The organism is Pseudomonas sp. rhizo66 (assembly GCF_031931925.1).
GTDB lineage: Bacteria > Pseudomonadota > Gammaproteobacteria > Pseudomonadales > Pseudomonadaceae > Aquipseudomonas.
In genome coordinates this window covers 141122-158432 of record NZ_JAUJWZ010000012.1, presented here as the reverse complement: position 1 = coordinate 158432, position 17311 = coordinate 141122, and the positions used below count along the sequence as shown (strand labels likewise).

Below are 17311 nucleotides of genomic sequence, written 5' to 3'. Positions count from 1 at the left end.
ACTCCATAGAGACGAGCTGATGCGGTATAGCGGTGCAGCATATCAGGGCGGGATGGAAACAGGAGTGGGAAATGCGACGACTCAGGTATAGCGCCAGTTTTTTGTGGGAAAGGACTCTGCCTCTACTCATTTCAGGCGGAGTCCTTTTTATCAATCAGAACTTGAACGCCTGCCGCCCCACCAGCAACCACTTGCCATGCTGTTTCTGCCAGATCTGAAAATTCTCGATCTCGGTCGGCACCACCTCTGTCCCCTTTAACGCCTGTGCGGAGAAGTGATGGCGCACGAGCGCGGTGTCGCCGGACAGGGTGATGGTCTGGTTCTGCATTTCCAGGGTCTTGAACGCGCTCTTGCCGGTTTCGATGTCGGCGATGAATTCCTTCTTGTCCTGAATCTTGCCGCTGGAGTGGCCGTAGGTCAGGTTGGGCGCGGTCAGCGCGTTCAGTTCGGCGATGTCCTTGTGCAGCATCGCCTGGGTCAGATGATCCACCGCTTGGGCGACATCCTTTTCCGCCGGGGCAGAGGCGGCCATGGCGTAGCCGCTGAAGGCGCAGAGAAAACCGATCAGGAGTCGGGTCTTGGTCATGAGGTAGTTTCCTTGTTGTTATGAGTTGATGACTGTGTTCGTCAGTCATCGTACAACCTAGCAGAAAATCTTTGGATAAGGCATTGCTTCAAAGCGTTGGTCGTCGGGGGTCATGTTCAGCCTTCGTCGGCCGATAGTGTCCAGAGCGGAAAAAGACTCTCAAGTCGGGAACAGACGCGCGGGTTTGCCCTGACGTGATATTCTTCGCGCCAACTTGGTTTGACCTTATTCAGTTTGCTTGCCTTCGGGCGGGCTGACGGAATCCCTGTCGCTCAAGTAGCTGAGCCAATAATGATAAGAAGTCAGTTCAGAAGGGACATTAACTGAGGTCGATGCAGCATGTCGGCCTTGTGTGCCCACCCGTCAAAATTGAAGTGTGCCGGAATCTGCGACGCGAGCCTGAGCGTCATCAAAGCGGATCGCATACAGATAACAGCGGCGGGCGGAAGGCGTTTTATCATAGGTGCAACAGATGTTTAAGAAAGTGAACACAGCCCTGCTGGGTCTGGCTTTGGCGATGGGGATGACATCCGCCAATGCTGACGAAGCAAAGAAAGTCGACGTCCTGCTGATCGGCGGCGGCATCATGAGCACCACCCTCGGTGTGTGGATCAATGAGCTGGAGCCAAGCTGGTCGATGGAAATGGTCGAACGCCTCGACGGCGTCGCCCTGGAAAGCTCCAACGGCTGGAACAACGCCGGTACCGGTCACTCGGCGCTCGCCGAGTTGAACTACACCCCGGAAGACGACAAAGGCAACGTAACGATCCCGAAAGCCGTCGAGATCAACGAAGCGTTCCAGGTCTCCCGTCAGTTCTGGGCCTGGCAGGTTCAGCAAGGCGTTCTGAAGAACCCTCGCTCGTTCATCAACACCACTCCGCACATGAGCTTCGTGTGGGGCGATGACAACATCAAGTTCCTGAAAAAGCGCTACGAAGCCCTGCAGGCGAGCCCGCTGTTCGCCGGCATGCAGTACTCCGAAGACCCGGCTGTGATCAAGAAGTGGGTCCCGCTGATGATGGAAGGGCGTGACCCGAACCAGAAAATCGCGGCCACCTGGAGCCCGCTGGGTACCGACATGAACTTCGGCGAAATCACCCGCCAGTTCGCTGCGTACCTGCAGACCAAGCCTAACTTCGATCTGAAACTGTCGAGCGAAGTCCAGGACATCACCAAGAATGCCGATGGCACTTGGCGCGTCAGCTACAAAAACCTGAAAGACGGCAGCAAAACCGAAACCGACGCCAAGTTCGTGTTCATCGGCGCGGGCGGCGGTGCACTGCACCTGCTTCAGAAGTCGGGCATTCCGGAAGCCAAGGAATACGCTGGCTTCCCGGTTGGTGGTTCGTTCCTGGTGACCGATAACCCGGCCATCGCTGAACAGCACCTTGCCAAGGCCTACGGCAAAGCGTCGGTTGGCGCACCACCGATGTCCGTTCCGCACCTGGACACCCGTGTTCTGGACGGCAAGCGCGTCATCCTGTTTGGCCCGTTCGCGACCTTCAGCACCAAGTTCCTGAAGGAAGGCTCGTACCTGGACCTGCTGACCAGCACCACCACCCACAACATCTGGCCTATGACCAAGGTCGGCATCAAGGAATACCCGCTGGTCGAGTACCTGGCTGGCCAACTGATGCTGTCGGATGAAGACCGTCTGAACGCGCTGAAGGAATACTTCCCGAACGCCAAAGCCGAAGACTGGCGCCTGTGGCAAGCCGGCCAACGCGTGCAAATCATCAAGCGTGATGAAGCCGCTGGCGGCGTGCTGAAACTGGGCACCGAAATCGTTGCTGCGCAAGACGGCTCCATCGCCGGTCTGCTGGGCGCATCGCCAGGCGCGTCGACCGCTGCACCGATCATGCTGAGCGTGCTGCAGAAAGTCTTCAAAGACAAAGTGGCTACTCCTGAGTGGCAAACCAAGCTGCACCAGATCGTTCCAAGCTACGGCACTCAGCTGAACAACGATCCAGCCAAAGTGGCTGCAGAGTGGGCCTACACCGCCAAAATCCTCGAATTGCCGACACCTCCAGTGATCGGTCAGGCTGCTGCTCCGGCTGCGCCTGCAGCTCAGAAAGCTGAAGCTCCGAAGGAAAACGCTGCACGTGACATGGCTCTGTAACTAGAACCCTGACACACAAAGCCCACTGAACCGGCGACGGTCAGTGGGCTTTTTTCTGGCAAAGCGTTTTGTAGGAGCTGTCGAGTGAAACGAGGCTGCGATCTTTTGATCTTGCTTTTGAAAGATCGAGATCAAAAGATCGCAGCCTGCGGCAGCTCCTACAGGGCTTTCATGTGCTCAGGATTTGGCCTTGGCCAGATAAGCCCCCAGCCGCCGACCCATCTCTTCGCCCAAGGCCTGCAGACCACTGAGTGGCCGCACCATCACTTCAAACTCGACAATCTTCCCGTTCTCATCAAAGCGAATCATGTCGATCCCCTTCAACTCCTTCGAACCCACCCTGGCGCTGAACTCCAGAATCACATTCAAGCCATCGGCAGTCGCCAGTTCACGGTGATAGCGGAAATCCTCAAACACCTCGAACACCGTGTTGAGAATCATCGACACCACTGGTGCGCCCGGATAAGGCGTGTGGGCCATCGGCGAGCGGAACACGGCTTGCGGGTCGAGCAGGCCGGGCAGGGCGCTGAGGTTGCCGGTGCGGATCATTTCGTGCCATTTGCCCAGCGATGCGGCGACGTTGGGTTGCAGGTTCAGGTCGGTCATGTTCACTCCAGGATTTTTCTTGTTGTTGTCGCGACGGCAATGACGCTAGATCAACCACGCCGAAATTGAACCCTCGTGCCGCGATCTGAATACCGGGCCATGGCCCATGCGGATCAGATGCGCATCTGATCCGCATTATTTCACTGGATCTGCCTCTGTTACCGGCTCAGTCATCTGCTCAAAATAGCCCCACGGTTCGGCACTCGCGGCAGTTCTTCATCCCGAAGCGCCCAGTGCACCGCAAGCTCAGCATTGAGGAGAGCAACATGAACAAGATGGCGTTTTTTCTGGGTGGCTTTCTGACACTGACCATTCTGATCGGCCTGCTCGCAACGATTTCTCCGGTCTGAAGCGACCCTTTTCCAGTGACGTCCACGGGTGTGTCGCGCAAAGCATGTTTAAATGCCGCGCCCCACACCTGTAAATGGACTTCAGTCATGGCCGAACACCGCATTCGCGCGCTCGCACTTTGCGTTTTTCATCACAACGGCAAAATTCTGGTTAACGAATTTCGCGACCCGGTCAGCCAGCAAACCTGCTTTCGGCCCGTCGGCGGCGGCATCGAATTCGGCGAGACGAGCGCCGAAACCATCGTGCGTGAAGTGCAGGAGGAGTTGGGGTTGTCCATGACGGACATGCGTCTGCTCGGCACACTCGAAAGTCTTTTCGTTTACAACGGCAAACCGGGACACGAAATTGTCCAGGTATACGACGCGACGTTTATCGATCCGGGCGTCTACGACCACGCACAGATCGATGGCCATGAAAGCGACGGCGCGCCCTTCACCGCGCGTTGGCATGACAGCTCAAGCTTCAGCGAGCAGGCGCCCCTGGTGCCGAAAGGCTTGCACGAACTGCTGAAAAGCGCCGGATTGCTCAGCTGAATCTACTCACGCTTCCCCCGACCAATACCAAAGTGTGTCACCCCAGCGGGAGTCATTGATCTTCGGCATGAGTTCACCCTGTTGGAAATGACGACGGGAGTTCGCCTGAGCGGGCGTGAACCAATAGCCGGTTCGGCTGCATGCATCGCCGGCAACGATTCGGCCGACTTGTGTCATTCGTGGGCTTTGATGATTTCTCGCGTAGTCGACCAGATCTTTCGGGTAAACCATATGGTCGACGGCGTGATCATCGATGCCATACAAAAATGCGACGGCGCCAGCTTCAAACGCCCAGTAGCCCACGTAGTTCCCGTCCTCTCCCTGTAGATGAGCGTCGTGCCAAGGCGCATGCCGGAATGCGGGATACCATTGTTTGCAATAGGTCAGTAGCAGCTCGGAAGCTTCTTCTTTTTCGTCTGCGTAAATCGCCTGTAACAACGGCGTGTAGACATCGTGAAACCACTCATCAACATCGTCTCGATCAGGCAAAACTTTGCAGAGAAGATCTTCGTAAAGTGCGTCCTCTCCCTTGAAGCCGGCATTGTCCAACAAGCTTGTGAACCGCTTCAGAAGATCAGTGCGGTGGAGCAGGACACACAAACTTATTACTTGGACGCATTCCTCATATTCGTCAAGCCAGCTGTCGATAGCCAGTGGAGAGATGTTCGCGATCTGTTCGAACGCTGCCAGTTTTTGCTGACGTACTTCATATTTTGAAATCAGGTCTTCAAGCAGGGGTTCTAACTCTGGAATATCGACGCCGGCGGTGTAGGAGATCAGCAGCTTTTTTAACGCAACTGTCTTGAAGTGATTCGCCCGCAGAGAGGCTTCCTGTTCCGGGGAGTCAGATTCAAAGGTGTTGTTTCTCCAGAATTCCTCGGTGTCAACGCTGTAGGCGAGAAACTCCACATATTGAGCGTCGCTAAGGAGTTTTTGTCTTTTCTTCATGGCCGCTCTACTCAAGATTCAAGGAAGGTTGCGCCCCGTATTTCGCGGCAAGAGATTTTTTGCGCTTGTTTACAAAAGCTTTTACTTCCGAGTCCTTGTAATGAAATGCCGAGTGGTTTCTATGGGTTTGCTCATCACTGTTCTTCAGACGAGCTTCCGCATGTTCTTTAGGACCCCATTTCGGATGGAAGAGCGGCGCATAAAAAAGATGACGACTATATGAGGCAGAGACTTGATCTACCAGTCGCAACGGAACGGCGTTTCCAATGTTTTTCTGGATCCACTCCTTGCTCATTTGAACAAGAATTTCCGTACTTCTCGCGGCTGTTGGTTTGGCTTTCTTATCTGCCGAGGGGGTCGGTTGTTTCGTTTTAGCCCGTTTACCTCTGCTTTTTTCGGCGGGAGCAGCCTGTACCGGATCTTGCGGTTCAAGCAGTGTATCCGTGTCGGGCAGTCCGGTTGCGCCAAGCTTTGAGGAGATGCCGGGAGTACGAGTATTGTTCGGTTTACGCATGAACTTGGGGCCATCCTCATCACGACTTGCTTTCGCTTCAACAATTGCGAATGTCTTCCCCTGATTATTGGCCGGGTCTGCGCGCCAGACGGAATCAATCCCCGTACCATTGGCTCCGTCTGTGAGTTTGTAGAGAACATGCCTGGCTTTCGGACTTCCACCTTTCGACAGTTTTCCTTTTTTCGTGGCACTCGGCAGCCCCTCCAGCCATTTGCCATCGGCCCCCTTGTCATGTCCATCCCAATCCTTGCCCCAGCCGAACTCGACTGCGCAGATGTAATCGGCGATATGTTCGCCGCTGACGCCCAGGCCTTCATTCAAAATGCTCGAAGGCGCCTGAACGCCGACCCTGGAGGATTCGACACGGTTGGAATGGGTGCCGCTGGCGCCGTCCTTGCCTTGGGTGCCGACGGTGGAATCGCGGTTGGCGGGTTTTTCCCCGCGTCGTGGGTGACTGGAGCCGGAGGCGGCGGCGGAGCTGTTGCGCTGCATGCCTTTCCATTTGATCAGGCGTTTTTCAACGATGCCAAGCATCGCCGGCATGTTGTCTCGGGCGGTAGCGAGTACGGTCACCACGGCGGTTTGAACCCAACCCGGCGAGCCCTTATAAACAGAGGAACTCCTGATTGCGGAAATAATGTCGTCCATTTCCGCGCGCAGTTTGCCGGCGTTGAAAATCCGTGACAGGAGTTCTTCCGGACTGGTCTTGATGCCGCATTCCTGCAAGACGAACCGCAGCAGATCGAACAACACCGGGGCGAATCGTTGAGGGTTGCGGTTGACGATACGCATGCTTTTTTTCAAGCCGTCACCCGCGCCGGGTATCCAGCCGATCACTGCCAGTAGCAAATCGAACTGGGCATCTTCCTTGGCTCCGGGCGTGTCCGATTTGTACAGCAGAACGGCGGATTCAATGGTGTCGTACACGTCAATGGCCTGGCCCAGAAACGGCACCGCACCCATCGCGATGCCTTTGCCCAGTTCGATAGCCGCTTCCTGATAAGCCCCGGTGCGGTCGTCGTTGCTGCTTGTTTGTGCGCTCATGCCAGCCTCCCTGCGGCTTTTTCGACCAATGCCTGTAGATCAACGGTGGCGGGGTCGAAACCCAGTTTTCGCAGATCCTCGTCAATTTTGTCGTCAGAAGCGTCAACCACGGCCACAGCCGGACGCTCATAGGGACGTGGGTCTTCACCGTAATAGACTTTCGCGGGGCCTTTTGGCACGTCCTCCAGCCGGGCGAATCCGTCGCTGTCGAGCACACCTTCGCGAGTCGAGCCATCGGCGAATTCAACGCGATAAGACGCGCCGGGTACGGGTTCGAGATTGTCGTAGTGCAGGTTCAGTTCAAGCCAGGTGGGATTGGTTTTGGCCCGTTCCATCAAGTTGCCGGCCGTGTCAGTCGCGGCCAGTCCGGGAATCAGCGGAGCAAGAATGGCGATGCCGGTCCCCACGCCCGGCGCGCCGCCAGTGTTGACCTTCACTTCGGCACCGCTGATGGTCACGCCGCCGGCGTCGACCTTGACGAAACTCCCGCCAGCCTTGGCCGTGAGTTCCATGCCACCCTCGGCGACGACTCTGTCACCGGCGTAGTAATGGATCTCGCTGCCGGCCTCGACAAACTGTGCGGTGCCGACTTTCAGGTGTCGAGTCACGCCAACCGTCAGGTGATCATCCGCGCGGATTTCGCTTTTACGATCCAGATGCGTAATCCGGTGCTCTTCAACCTTGAACTCACTCAGTGTATTGGCTTCAACGGTGTCATGCCGTTCGTTACCGACGCGAATCTTCTGGTCGTGCTCAATGTTCTCGTCCCAATCGCGCTGGGCATGGATGTAGATCTGCTCTACACCTTTCTTGTCCTCAATGCGGAACTCGTTGTAGCCCTTGCCGCCCGGTGAACTCAGGGTTTTGAAGGTGCTGCGGGTTTTGTTTGCCGGCAGGTCGTAGGGGACGACGTTTTCCTTGTGGTACAGGCAACCGGTGACCAGTGGCTGATCGGGGTCGCCTTCGAGGAAGGTGACGAGGACTTCCATGCCGATGCGCGGGATGGCGATGCCGCCGTACGCCGCGCCGGCCCAGCCGCTGGCGACGCGCATCCAGCAGGTGGTTTTGTCGTTGGACTGACCGTCGCGATCCCAGTGGAATTGCACCTTGATGCGGCCGTATTGGTCGCAGTGAATCTCTTCGCCTGCGGGGCCGGTGACGACGGCGGTCTGGCTGCCGAGGACTTTTGGTTTCGGGTGTTCAAGGGCAGGGCGGTAGTGCGCGTCCCACGGGGTGGCGAGGAAGCTGTTGCGGTAGCCCTGGTGGAAATCGCTTTTGTTGTCGGTGACGTCGCTGGTGACGTTTTCGCCGAGCACTTGCGGTTGTTTGCCTTCGTGGAAGACTTCCAGCAGCAGCCACAGGTCGTTCCATTCGGCGCGCGGGTGTTCGGCCAGCGTGAGGAAATGGCCGCTGGTGAGGGTCGGTTCGTCACCTTTGCCTTCGGCGAGTTTGTAGTCGCTGCGATGGCGTTCGAGGGCGCGGGTGGAGAGGAACTTGCCGCGCTCGCGGGTGGTGAAACGGCCGGGGTAGTCGTAGTCCTCGAGGTCCGGGGCAAAGGTGCTTTTCGCGGTGCCTTCGGGGAGGATCTTCGGTTTTTCGAAGTCGTAATCGCGGCGGCTGACGCGGGTGGTACGGGTTTCCAGGCGCAGGTTGAAGCGCTTGATCACCGGTTTGTCGGCGGCCATGCCGGAGTCTTGCTGGTAGCTCACCGGTTTCAGTTTGCGGAACACGGTCTGGTCGTCGCCGAACACCAGTTTGTGGCCGCTGCTGCTGTGCTGGAAGTGGAAGTGAATGCCTTCCTCTTCGCACAGGCGCTGGATGAAATGCAGGTCGGATTCGTCGTACTGCACGCAGTATTCGCGCTGCGGGTATTCGGCACCGAGCTGGAAGTTGTAGGCGTCGGCGAGGATGCCGCGATCTTCAAGGACCTGAGCGATGATCTTCGGCACGGTCAGTTGCTGGAAAATCTGCTGATCGTGGTTGTGCAGCAGGTAGGCCAGTTGTGGCACCAGGCTGAGGCTGTAACGGGTCAGGGTCTTGCCGGAGTCGCCTTGCTCGATGCGATACACCAAGCCGTGGATCTTGCCTTCGCCGGTCGGGCCGAAGGTCAGGACGCCGGGTTTGTGCAGCAGCTCTTCGAGTTTGAGGTCGGGGCGGGCGCTGACGAGTTCGAGGTCGAAACGGAACGGTTCGTTGAGGGCTTCGCGACCGGTGAAGCTGAGGACTTGCAGGTCGGCGTTGGCGCCTCCAACAGTGAAGGTAATGTGGCTAGCGTTTGCATCCAGCATGCTCGACTCCATCCATTGGAAAAGCTGTGCCGATGTTGCAACAATCCAAAAAGCCGATCAAGCGTCCGAACGTGCCATAAATCGGCTATTACCATTCCACTGAATGGACGGCGTACACACTCAGTGAGCCGCCTCAAGCCGATGGGACCGAGCGTCAGTCACCGCTATTACGGCGCCGCTCAATGCCATCCGGGTTGCCAGTGTCGAGCAACCTTCGTTCCACCAGAACATTCTCCAGCGCCTGACGCTCGACCGGCGCCATTTGGTGTTCACGTTTTTTCAGCTCTAGCAGAATCGGGCTGGACCAGTTGCGGTAGGTCTGTTCGATGTTGCGACGCGACGTCATCAGTCTCTCCTTGATCAAGAGCCAAGTGTTGCGGGCAGGGGCTCAATCCGATGAGGTATTAACGTTAGTCGACGAACGCCGGCTGCGCGAATGTCTACGTCCGTGTCGGAGCTGTCGAAGGCTGCGATCTGTTAAAGATCAAGATCAAAAAATCGCAGCCTTCGGCCTCTCCTGGAGCGGGGAGTATTGTGTGCGAATGGCGCTGCACGATCACGATCGGCTGCGGTCGTACTCTTCGAATGGGCGTATCACTTGTGGAGATCCAATGAGCCAGGAAGTCCTGACCACCGAAACCAACCGCCGCCAGTTGCAGCAGATCATCGCCGGGCTGTCCGACGGGGTGATTCTGCTAGAGCTGGATCAGAGCATTCTATGGGCCAACGAAGCCGCGCTGGCCATGCACGGTGTCAAGCGGATCACCGATCTGGGCCACAATGCCGACGAATACGCCAAGAAGTTCAACCTGCGCTATCGCAATAATCATTCGATCACCGCCGAAAACTACCCGATCAGCCGGGTAGCGCGCTGTGAGAGTTTCAATGACGTGCTGATTGAAGTGTCGCCGACTGACGACCCGGAACGTATCTGGGTGCACAGCGTGCGCAGCATGATTCTCACGGACCGCGAAGGGCAGCCCGAGTCGCTGGTGCTGATCATGAGCGACGTCACCGATTGGGCCAACGCCGAGCAGCGCTTCGAAAGGACCTTCAACGCCAACCCCGCACCGGCGGTGATCTGCCGCCTTAGTGATCTGCGTTACATCAAGGTCAATCCGGGGTTTCTGGAAATGACCGGGTACACCCGTGAACAGGTGATTGGCACGTCCTCTTATGAAATCGACATTTTCGAGCAGGCCGAACACCGGGATCTGGCTATTCAGCGCCTGCGCGACGTCGCGACCATTCCGCAGATGCAGGCCGAGCTGCGCCTGCCCGATGGCAGCAGCAAGCAGGTGATCGTGGCCGGTCAGCCGCTGACGCTCAACGATGAAGATTGCATGTTGTTTTCTTTCGTCGACATGGAGATGCGGCACAAGGCCGAGGTGGCGTTGCGGCAGAGTGAGGAGCGTTTTGCCAAGGCGTTTCGCCTGACGCCGGTGCCGATCCTGATTTGCAGTGCCGACGAGCAGCAGGTGATCGACGTCAATCAGGCGTTCCTCGAAACCCTGGCCTATGACAGCGAAGACGTGCTCGGCAAAACCGTGACGCAGCTGGACTTTATCGACGACAGCGTTGCGTGCACGCGGTTGCTGGCGGCGCTGGCGAAAAACGGCCGGGTGGATCGGGTCGATGTGCGGGTGCGCAAGAAGGATGCGGATCTGCTCGAGTGCGCGCTGTCCGCTGACACCGTGAATATTCAGGACACACTGTGTTATTTGCTGGTGCTGATGGACATTACCGAGCGCAAGCGTACCGAGCTGGAATTGGTGGCGGCGATTGAAGAGGTGATGAAAGATGCGTCGTGGTTCAGCCGCACGCTGATCGAGAAACTGGCCAATGTGAAGAAGGTCAATTCGCCGCAACTGCCCAGCGTTTCGTTCACCGATCTGACGGCGCGTGAGCGTGATGTGCTGGGGTTGATCTGTGAAGGACTGGCGGACAAGGAGATCGCTGCGCGGCTGAAACTGGCGCCGAACACGGTGCGCAATCATGTCGCCACGGTGTATTCCAAGCTTGATGTGCACAGCCGCAGTGAGGCGATTGTCTGGGCGCGCGAGCGTGGATTGTTTTCCGGGGAGCGGGGCGCCAAGGGCCAGCGCTGAGGTGCAAATGCACTAGTTCAGCAGGTGCAAATTGAGGTGTTGGCGGTCGACGGCTGTTCTTAGTCTGGCGGGGTGCGATACGAGTTTTTTTCTGGCTCGGGATCGCGGCCCTTTGCAGTCGTTATAGGAACAGTCTGATGATGAATGTTGCGCAGTTGCGCACGCAGCTTGAACGCAGTTTTTCGCCGCTGGCGTGTGAGTGTCTGGTGGATGGCGATCATTCGCTGACCGTGAAGCTTTTTCACCCGGTTTCGGGGCAGGTGGATCTGGTCATCAGTGGGCTGAAACTTAATGCGCTGCGGACGCCGGAGTCGGTGGATGCTTTGATTGAAGAATTGCGGTATGAGCTTGAGAGCAACACGTTGCGTTCTTCTCGGGACCCGGATTTGGCTTAGGCCTTTTGGGGTTGGGGTTGGGGTTGGGCTTGGCGGCCTTTGGGCCGACCATGCTCTTGGGGTTTTGGGTGTATATCCGTTTCTTTCGGGGTTGCGGCTGGCGGTTTCGCCCTTACGGCGAGGCACTTTTTCCAGACGCCGAAAAAGTACCCAAAAAGGCTTGCCGCAACGTTCGGCCCGCTCGCTGGGGCTCGGGGTTCCTTCGCTCCGGGATCGATCCGGGGGCAGCGCCTACGGTTTGCTTCGCTGCACCTCCTCTCGCTGTGTTTGGCTGCGCCAAACGGTCGCTGCGCTCCCACCCCCGGATCAATCCCTCCACTCAGCCTGCCGACGCGGCCGGTGAATCAAGATCAAGAGCTGCAGCCGAGCTAACGCTCATCCTGTTGAGTGGTGAGGAGCGGAAGCGATGTGCGGTGGGCGCTGTGCGGTGTGCGCTGTTGTGCTTTGGCTTTTCGGTGGGAGCGAGCCTGCTCGCGAAGGCGGCCTGACAGCCGACCAGTCTCGATCGGACCAGCGATGAGGTCTTGTCGGGCAGAGCGCATTCCAATCTGCCAATCTTTTCGAATCCCAACGCAAAATCGACAGCCACTTTCTCCTGATCCGGCCGATTCACTGGCGCTTGCGGGGGGCTCGGCTATAAAGAATGAGTGGTCAGGTCTTCCGTGGTCGGTTCGGTCGCGGGAGTGGCTCTTCCATTCATCGCGGGTCGTCCTATGAACAATCTTGGGAAACGCGTGTTGTCGTTGGCTTTTTTTGCAGTGTTGTTGGCGGGTTGTGCCAGTCCGCCACCCCCTCCGCCGGCAGCGCCGCCGCCACTGCCGGAGCGTACGTGTCAGGTGCTCGAAAACACTGAGGTCGCCGGTGACGTGTACGCCGACGGGCAGGTGACTCGACACATCACGACCACCCGTTGCGTCACGCAATAGCGCCGGCGGGGCGTCAGTCCCGGGTTGAGTGGATTGTGCTGGTGGCCGGCGTGGTGTTTGCCGTGCGGCAATGCGCAGTCAGCTCGACTTGCCCGGGGTGATGGTGATTGCGTTTGGCGGCGTGGCTGGCGGGGGCGGGATGTTTGCTGCTGTGTTTGCTGCCGGTGCCTTTCAGCTGGCAATTACCGAAAGTCCTGGTTAACCCCAATCCCACCTAGGAGCTGCCGAAGGCTGCGATCTTTTGACTTTGATTTACTCAGATCAAGATCAAAAGATCGCTGCCTTCGGCAGCTCCTGCAGGTTCGATTTCAGATCCGGATCAGGACAGGAACCCACCATCCACATTCAGCGCAACCCCGGTGGTGTAGCTCGAAGCATCACTCGCCAGGTACAACACCGCACCGGCCATTTCGCTCGGATCGGCCACGCGTTTGAGCGGGATCTGCGTCAGCGCTTGCTTGAGAATCGCATCGTTCTTCACCAGTGCCGAGGCAAACTTGGTGTCGGTCAGCCCCGGAAGCAGGGCATTGCAGCGAATGCCGAATTGCGCGCATTCCTTGGCGAAGACCTTGGTCATGTTGATCACCGCCGCTTTGGTCACCGAGTAGATGCCCTGGAAGATCCCCGGCGAAATGCCGTTGATCGACGCGACGTTGATGATGCTGCCACCACCGTTTTCGCGCATCAGCTTGCCGGCTTCGACCGACATGAAGAAATAGCCACGGATGTTCACGTCGACGGTTTTCTGGAACGCACTCAGATCGGTGTCCAGCACATTGCAGAATTGCGGATTGGTCGCGGCGTTGTTGACGAGAATGTCGAGGCGGCCGAACTGCTCCTTGATCCCGGCAAAGACCTGGCTGATCTGCTCCATTTCACCGATATGGCAGGCCACGGCCGTGGCTTTGCCGCCGGCGGCGATGATCGCGTCGGCGACGTGCTGGCAGCCGTCGAGCTTGCGGCTCGAAACGATGACATGGGCGCCTTGCTGGGCCAGCAGTTTGGCGATGGCTTCTCCGATGCCACGGCTGGCGCCGGAAACGAAAGCAATTTTACCGTCGAGGTCGAACAACTGAGTCTTGGACATAAGGGTTCCTGGGTGTGGGCCGTCAGAGGCTCGATTTCGCAATGACCTGCAAGCTCATCTGCTCCAGCAGTTTGTTCATATGAATGAACTGCGCGAAGCGTTTGTCCTGGGTCTGACCATGGTAGAAGCGGTAGTAGATCTGCTGCACGATGCCCGCCAGGCGGAACAGGCCGTACGTGTAGTAGAAGTCGAAATTGTCGACCTGGATGCCCGAACGTTCGGCGTAGTAATCGACGAACTCACGGCGGGTGAGCATGCCCGGCGCGTGGCTCGGCTGGCGGCGCATCAGTTGCACCGGCGCCGGGTCACCGGCTTCGATCCAGTAGGCGAGGGTGTTGCCCAGGTCCATCAATGGATCGCCGAGGGTCGTCAGTTCCCAGTCGAGCACGCCGATGATCTGCATCGGGTTGTGCGGGTCGAGGATGACGTTGTCGAAGCGGTAGTCGTTGTGAACGATGCTCGAGGTCGGATGGTCGTCCGGCATCTTGTCGTTGAGCCAGGCTTTCACCGCTTCCCAGTGCGGCGCATCCGGGGTCAGGGCTTTTTCGTAGCGCTCGCTCCAGCCTTTGATCTGACGGGCGACGTAGCCTTGCGGTTTGCCCAGATCACCGAGGCCGCAGGCGTTGTAGTCGACGCGGTGCAGTTCGACGAAACGGTCGATAAAGCTTTTGCACAGAGCTTCGGTCTTTTCCGAGTCGAGGCCCAGTTCCGGCGGCAGCTCCGAGCGCAGGATGATCCCTTTGACCCGTTCCATCACGTAGAACTCGGCGCCGATCACCGATTCGTCGGTGCAATGCACGTAGGCTTTCGGGCAATACGGGAAACCGTCGCGCAATTGATTGAGAATGCGGAATTCGCGGCCCATGTCGTGGGCGGATTTGGCCTTGTGGCCGAACGGTGGACGGCGCAGGACGAATTCCTGTTCCGGGTATTCCAGCAGGTAGGTCAGGTTCGACGCACCGCCGGGAAACTGGCTGATCGCAGGTGTGCCGCTGAGGCCGGGAATGTGCGCCTTGAGGTACGGATCGATCAGGCTGGCATCGAGTTCTTCGCCAGAGCGGATACGGGTGGACTGGTCAGTAAGCGCCATGCTTATCCCTTCTGCTTATTTTGGAGGCCAGACATCATTGGCTAATCTAATGGCGAGCTTGGGTTGCCACAAGCGCGAGTCGGTCTTATAGGCTAGCGTGTTGCCCGATAATCACCTTTGGGAATGTGCGCGAAAAGTCGCGGCTGACCAGGTTTTAGCGCAGGTGCCATGGGTAAAAGGGAAGGCTGAGGCGAGCGCTCCACAAGTGGTTCGGCGTGCTTCAGTGCACGCGCTGGTTGTTGAGCTTCGGTGGTAACGCAATGGGCGTCAGTACCGGTTCGCCCGAAAAAAACGCCATGAGATTTTTGCCCACCAGTTCCACCGTGCCTTGAGTCGCTTCCGGTGACAGGCCGGCGACGTGTGGCGTCAGCAGCACGTTGCTCAGGGTTTTCAGTGCATCCGGCACTTGCGGCTCGTGGTCGAACACATCCAGTGCGGCGCCGGCAATTTTGCGTTGTTCAAGCGCTGTGATCAGATCCGCCGTGGCGATCACACTGGCACGTGCGATGTTGACGATAAAGCCCTTCGGCCCGAGCGCATCGAGCACCGGGCGGGTCACCAGGTGCTGCGTACCGATGCCGCCAGGCGTGGCGATGATCAGGAAATCCGAGGCCCGCGCCAGTTCGGTCGGCGTCGAGCAGAACGTGTAAGGCGCATCGTTGCGCACCTGGCGGCTGTGATAACTGATCTCCATGTCGAAGCCGAGGTTGGCGCGTTTGGCAATCGCCATGCCCACGGCGCCGAGACCGAGAATCCCCAGGCGCTTGCCGGCCAGCGAAGGGCGCATGATCTTCGGCCATTCACCGCGGCGTACCGCGGCGTCACAACGGGGGATATCCCGGACCAGCGCCAGCAACATCGCCATCGCGTGGTCGGCCACCGACGAGGCATTGACCCCGGCGCCGTTGGTAACAGTAATGCCACGGTTACTGGCGGCTTGCAGGTCGACCTGCTCGTAACCGGCGCCGATGACCGTGATGATTTTCAGCGCGGGCAGGGCGGCGATTTCATCGGCGGTCAGGCCCAAAGGGCCGCGGGTCAGTACCGCGTCGATGCGGCTGCCGTGAGTGGCGATGGCTTGCGCACGTTCGGCGGGTGTGGGGGCGAGGATCAGGTGAAAACCCTGATGTTCAAGTATCGGCAAATAGTCATTGATGGTTTCAACCAGTACCAGAACGGTTGCGGGCATTGCGCGGCTCCTGTGGTCGTCGGCGGGTGGGTCGCGAAAATCGTTTCAGAGTGCTGAATCCGCAGCGGCTTGGCAATTGTTGTCATTCGCGCAGTGGTGCTTTGATTCTGGACGGCTTCGGGCAAGAAGCAAGGGGTGGCAGCACACCGGTGATCCGGTGTGCTGTCGGCATCATTGGGCCGCTTGGGCTTTGGTTTGTTCTGCCAGGGCAATCGGCTTGAAATCGTAGGTTGGATAAAACTCGGTGCGGTAACTGCCCCAAGCGGTGTTTTCCAGGGCGAGGTTCACTTCTGCCAACCGCGAGGCGGGGAAGCGAACGGTCACCACTTGGCCAATGCCCATCATGATATTCCAGCTCACCACTTCGACCCCGGCGGGGGGGAAGGTCTTGTAGAAGCCTTGTTGCGTGAGCTGAGCCTTGAGTTCGCTCAACGGACGTGTCTGATCATGTTTCAGAAACACGGTCAGCATCATGGCGTTGTCGGCAGTGGCGACAGTATTTTTGGCCGGTTGACTGGCGGCTTGCGCGTTGACTCCGGCGCAATACACCGAGGAAGCCAGCAACGTCGAGATCAGCAGGGTTTTGACGGTCTTTTGCATGTGAACTCCTGGTTTTATTGTTTGATGGCTGATCGGGTTTCTACGGTGCCGGTATATGGCGCGTGAACAACATGAATACGCACAGGAGGATTGCTGTCGATCATGTCGCGGGGGACTTCCCGAGAGTAAGTAAATTCACGGTCGTTCAATGTTTCCAGGCGTCTGACAATTGTTTTGGTCGGGCCGATATCGGGTACCAGGATGTGCTGTTTCTGGTCACCGGTGACAAAGAAATAACCGCCTCCACCATTGTTGTACTTTGATTCACCTGTATCGGTGTAAAAGAACTCATATCGATTACGTTCGGGATCCCAGGTTGATATCCCTACAACGCCGGGGTACTTCGCTTTCACGTCTGTTTCAGGCGCACCATCGATGTAGACCTTGGTGGTCAGCCATCGCGGCGAAGACGCCAGTTCGCGGACATCGGCGCTGGCGAGTGGGGTAAAAAGCAGTGCGGCCAACAGCAGGCCGGTCATTCTGTGCTTTTGCATGCTTTTTCCTCTTTTATCAAACATGGAAGGTTGTTTGCGATTGGTCTTTCGTTATTCAGGGCGTGAAAAATATAGGCCTGAAAAAGAGGATTGTTCAATGGCTGCGTAGTTGCTTGTAACAAATGGCTGTCATTTGGGTTTTAGTAATATTTCGTCGTGGTTTTATTAGGTGTTTTTGGCTGTAGGAATATTCTGAAGTATCGATAAATGAGGGGCTTTTTATGGGGGTGTTCTGTAATTCATAGCGCAGGTGGCATTAGATAAGTACACGCAGTTGTAGGACGGAGGATAAAGTTACAAATCCGTGATTGACGCAATCGCAGTCGGTGAAGTTGCGTTAATTTCAAGGAGTTTTCTTTAGAAACGCATCTGCGCGCTGTCGATCAACCGTACGAAGCGCCGCCGAGGGTTGCATGGTGACTGTTGATGATCG

15 protein-coding genes are annotated in these 17311 nt (G+C 57.5%); 4 read left to right on the top strand and 11 right to left on the bottom strand.

Going from position 1 to position 17311, the window contains the following annotated elements:
- Positions 1-154: 154 nt before the first annotated feature.
- A complete protein-coding gene (locus tag QZR14_RS16175; RefSeq protein ID WP_250606787.1) occupies positions 155-586 on the bottom strand; it encodes a nuclear transport factor 2 family protein in 432 nt (143 codons plus the stop codon).
- 472 nt (positions 587-1058) lie between these two features.
- Here QZR14_RS16175 and mqo point away from each other — a divergent pair, with 472 nt between their 5' ends.
- Entirely contained in the window at positions 1059-2705 is a 1647-nt protein-coding gene (gene mqo / locus QZR14_RS16170; protein ID WP_311997090.1) for a malate dehydrogenase (quinone), read from the top strand.
- Positions 2706-2882: 177 nt separating this feature from the next.
- Here the strand turns inward: mqo and QZR14_RS16165 are convergent, their stop codons facing one another.
- A complete protein-coding gene (locus tag QZR14_RS16165) occupies positions 2883-3311 on the bottom strand; it encodes a nuclear transport factor 2 family protein (protein ID WP_250606785.1) in 429 nt (142 codons plus the stop codon).
- 437 nt (positions 3312-3748) lie between these two features.
- Here QZR14_RS16165 and QZR14_RS16160 point away from each other — a divergent pair, with 437 nt between their 5' ends.
- On the top strand, positions 3749-4195 hold the full coding sequence (locus QZR14_RS16160) for an NUDIX hydrolase (protein ID WP_250606784.1): 447 nt from the start codon (positions 3749-3751) through the stop codon (positions 4193-4195).
- Positions 4196-4201: 6 nt separating this feature from the next.
- On the opposite strand, the gene QZR14_RS16155 is transcribed toward QZR14_RS16160, so the two are convergent.
- The 4 genes from QZR14_RS16155 to QZR14_RS16140 form a co-directional block, all read right to left on the bottom strand.
- Positions 4202-5143 (bottom strand): PoNe immunity protein domain-containing protein, encoded by a 942-nt coding sequence (locus tag QZR14_RS16155; protein ID WP_311997089.1) that lies wholly within the window; start codon positions 5141-5143, stop codon positions 4202-4204.
- A 7-nt stretch (positions 5144-5150) separates the two neighbouring features.
- On the bottom strand, positions 5151-6701 hold the full coding sequence (locus QZR14_RS16150; RefSeq protein WP_311997088.1) for a hypothetical protein: 1551 nt from the start codon (positions 6699-6701) through the stop codon (positions 5151-5153).
- Complete coding sequence (gene tssI, locus QZR14_RS16145; protein ID WP_311997087.1) at positions 6698-8989, bottom strand: type VI secretion system Vgr family protein; 2292 nt, start codon at positions 8987-8989, stop codon at positions 6698-6700. The genes QZR14_RS16150 and tssI overlap by 4 nt, the downstream gene beginning before the upstream one ends.
- Before the next feature lie 154 nt (positions 8990-9143).
- Positions 9144-9335, bottom strand: a complete 192-nt coding sequence (locus tag QZR14_RS16140) for a hypothetical protein (RefSeq protein WP_250606780.1) — start codon at positions 9333-9335, stop codon at positions 9144-9146.
- A gap of 265 nt (positions 9336-9600) precedes the next feature.
- Here QZR14_RS16140 and QZR14_RS16135 point away from each other — a divergent pair, with 265 nt between their 5' ends.
- A complete protein-coding gene (locus tag QZR14_RS16135; protein ID WP_250606779.1) occupies positions 9601-11097 on the top strand; it encodes a helix-turn-helix transcriptional regulator in 1497 nt (498 codons plus the stop codon).
- 137 nt (positions 11098-11234) lie between these two features.
- Positions 11235-11492, top strand: coding sequence for a DUF1652 domain-containing protein (locus QZR14_RS16130; protein ID WP_250606778.1), 258 nt, complete (start codon positions 11235-11237; stop codon positions 11490-11492).
- Between the two features lie 1245 nt (positions 11493-12737).
- Here QZR14_RS16130 and QZR14_RS16125 read toward each other — a convergent pair.
- The 5 genes from QZR14_RS16125 to QZR14_RS16105 form a co-directional block, all read right to left on the bottom strand.
- Positions 12738-13505 (bottom strand): SDR family oxidoreductase, encoded by a 768-nt coding sequence (locus tag QZR14_RS16125; RefSeq protein WP_034152479.1) that lies wholly within the window; start codon positions 13503-13505, stop codon positions 12738-12740.
- Between the two features lie 22 nt (positions 13506-13527).
- On the bottom strand, positions 13528-14595 hold the full coding sequence (locus QZR14_RS16120) for a phosphotransferase family protein (RefSeq protein WP_311997086.1): 1068 nt from the start codon (positions 14593-14595) through the stop codon (positions 13528-13530).
- 220 nt (positions 14596-14815) lie between these two features.
- On the bottom strand, positions 14816-15784 hold the full coding sequence (locus QZR14_RS16115) for a 2-hydroxyacid dehydrogenase (RefSeq protein ID WP_311997085.1): 969 nt from the start codon (positions 15782-15784) through the stop codon (positions 14816-14818).
- A 171-nt stretch (positions 15785-15955) separates the two neighbouring features.
- Positions 15956-16384 (bottom strand): hypothetical protein, encoded by a 429-nt coding sequence (locus QZR14_RS16110; RefSeq protein ID WP_250606775.1) that lies wholly within the window; start codon positions 16382-16384, stop codon positions 15956-15958.
- Between the two features lie 14 nt (positions 16385-16398).
- Positions 16399-16878 carry a DUF4822 domain-containing protein gene (locus QZR14_RS16105; protein WP_250606774.1) on the bottom strand — a complete coding sequence of 160 codons (480 nt, stop codon included), beginning with the start codon at positions 16876-16878 and terminating at the stop codon, positions 16399-16401.
- Positions 16879-17311: the final 433 nt, after the last annotated feature.

What these genes read in the sequence shown, in the direction of transcription:
- QZR14_RS16120 (WP_311997086.1), bottom strand. Translation starts at nt 14,595, where the DNA reads ATGGCGCTTACTGACCAGTCCACCCGTATCCGCTCTGGCGAAGAACTC.
- QZR14_RS16155 (WP_311997089.1), bottom strand. Translation starts at nt 5,143, where the DNA reads ATGAAGAAAAGACAAAAACTCCTTAGCGACGCTCAATATGTGGAGTTT.
- QZR14_RS16135 (WP_250606779.1), top strand. Translation starts at nt 9,601, where the DNA reads ATGAGCCAGGAAGTCCTGACCACCGAAACCAACCGCCGCCAGTTGCAG.
- QZR14_RS16110 (WP_250606775.1), bottom strand. Translation starts at nt 16,384, where the DNA reads ATGCAAAAGACCGTCAAAACCCTGCTGATCTCGACGTTGCTGGCTTCC.
- QZR14_RS16165 (WP_250606785.1), bottom strand. Translation starts at nt 3,311, where the DNA reads ATGACCGACCTGAACCTGCAACCCAACGTCGCCGCATCGCTGGGCAAA.
- QZR14_RS16150 (WP_311997088.1), bottom strand. Translation starts at nt 6,701, where the DNA reads ATGAGCGCACAAACAAGCAGCAACGACGACCGCACCGGGGCTTATCAG.
- mqo (WP_311997090.1), top strand. Translation starts at nt 1,059, where the DNA reads ATGTTTAAGAAAGTGAACACAGCCCTGCTGGGTCTGGCTTTGGCGATG.
- QZR14_RS16140 (WP_250606780.1), bottom strand. Translation starts at nt 9,335, where the DNA reads ATGACGTCGCGTCGCAACATCGAACAGACCTACCGCAACTGGTCCAGC.
- QZR14_RS16130 (WP_250606778.1), top strand. Translation starts at nt 11,235, where the DNA reads ATGATGAATGTTGCGCAGTTGCGCACGCAGCTTGAACGCAGTTTTTCG.
- QZR14_RS16175 (WP_250606787.1), bottom strand. Translation starts at nt 586, where the DNA reads ATGACCAAGACCCGACTCCTGATCGGTTTTCTCTGCGCCTTCAGCGGC.
- QZR14_RS16125 (WP_034152479.1), bottom strand. Translation starts at nt 13,505, where the DNA reads ATGTCCAAGACTCAGTTGTTCGACCTCGACGGTAAAATTGCTTTCGTT.
- QZR14_RS16160 (WP_250606784.1), top strand. Translation starts at nt 3,749, where the DNA reads ATGGCCGAACACCGCATTCGCGCGCTCGCACTTTGCGTTTTTCATCAC.
- QZR14_RS16115 (WP_311997085.1), bottom strand. Translation starts at nt 15,784, where the DNA reads ATGCCCGCAACCGTTCTGGTACTGGTTGAAACCATCAATGACTATTTG.
- QZR14_RS16105 (WP_250606774.1), bottom strand. Translation starts at nt 16,878, where the DNA reads ATGCAAAAGCACAGAATGACCGGCCTGCTGTTGGCCGCACTGCTTTTT.
- tssI (WP_311997087.1), bottom strand. Translation starts at nt 8,989, where the DNA reads ATGCTGGATGCAAACGCTAGCCACATTACCTTCACTGTTGGAGGCGCC.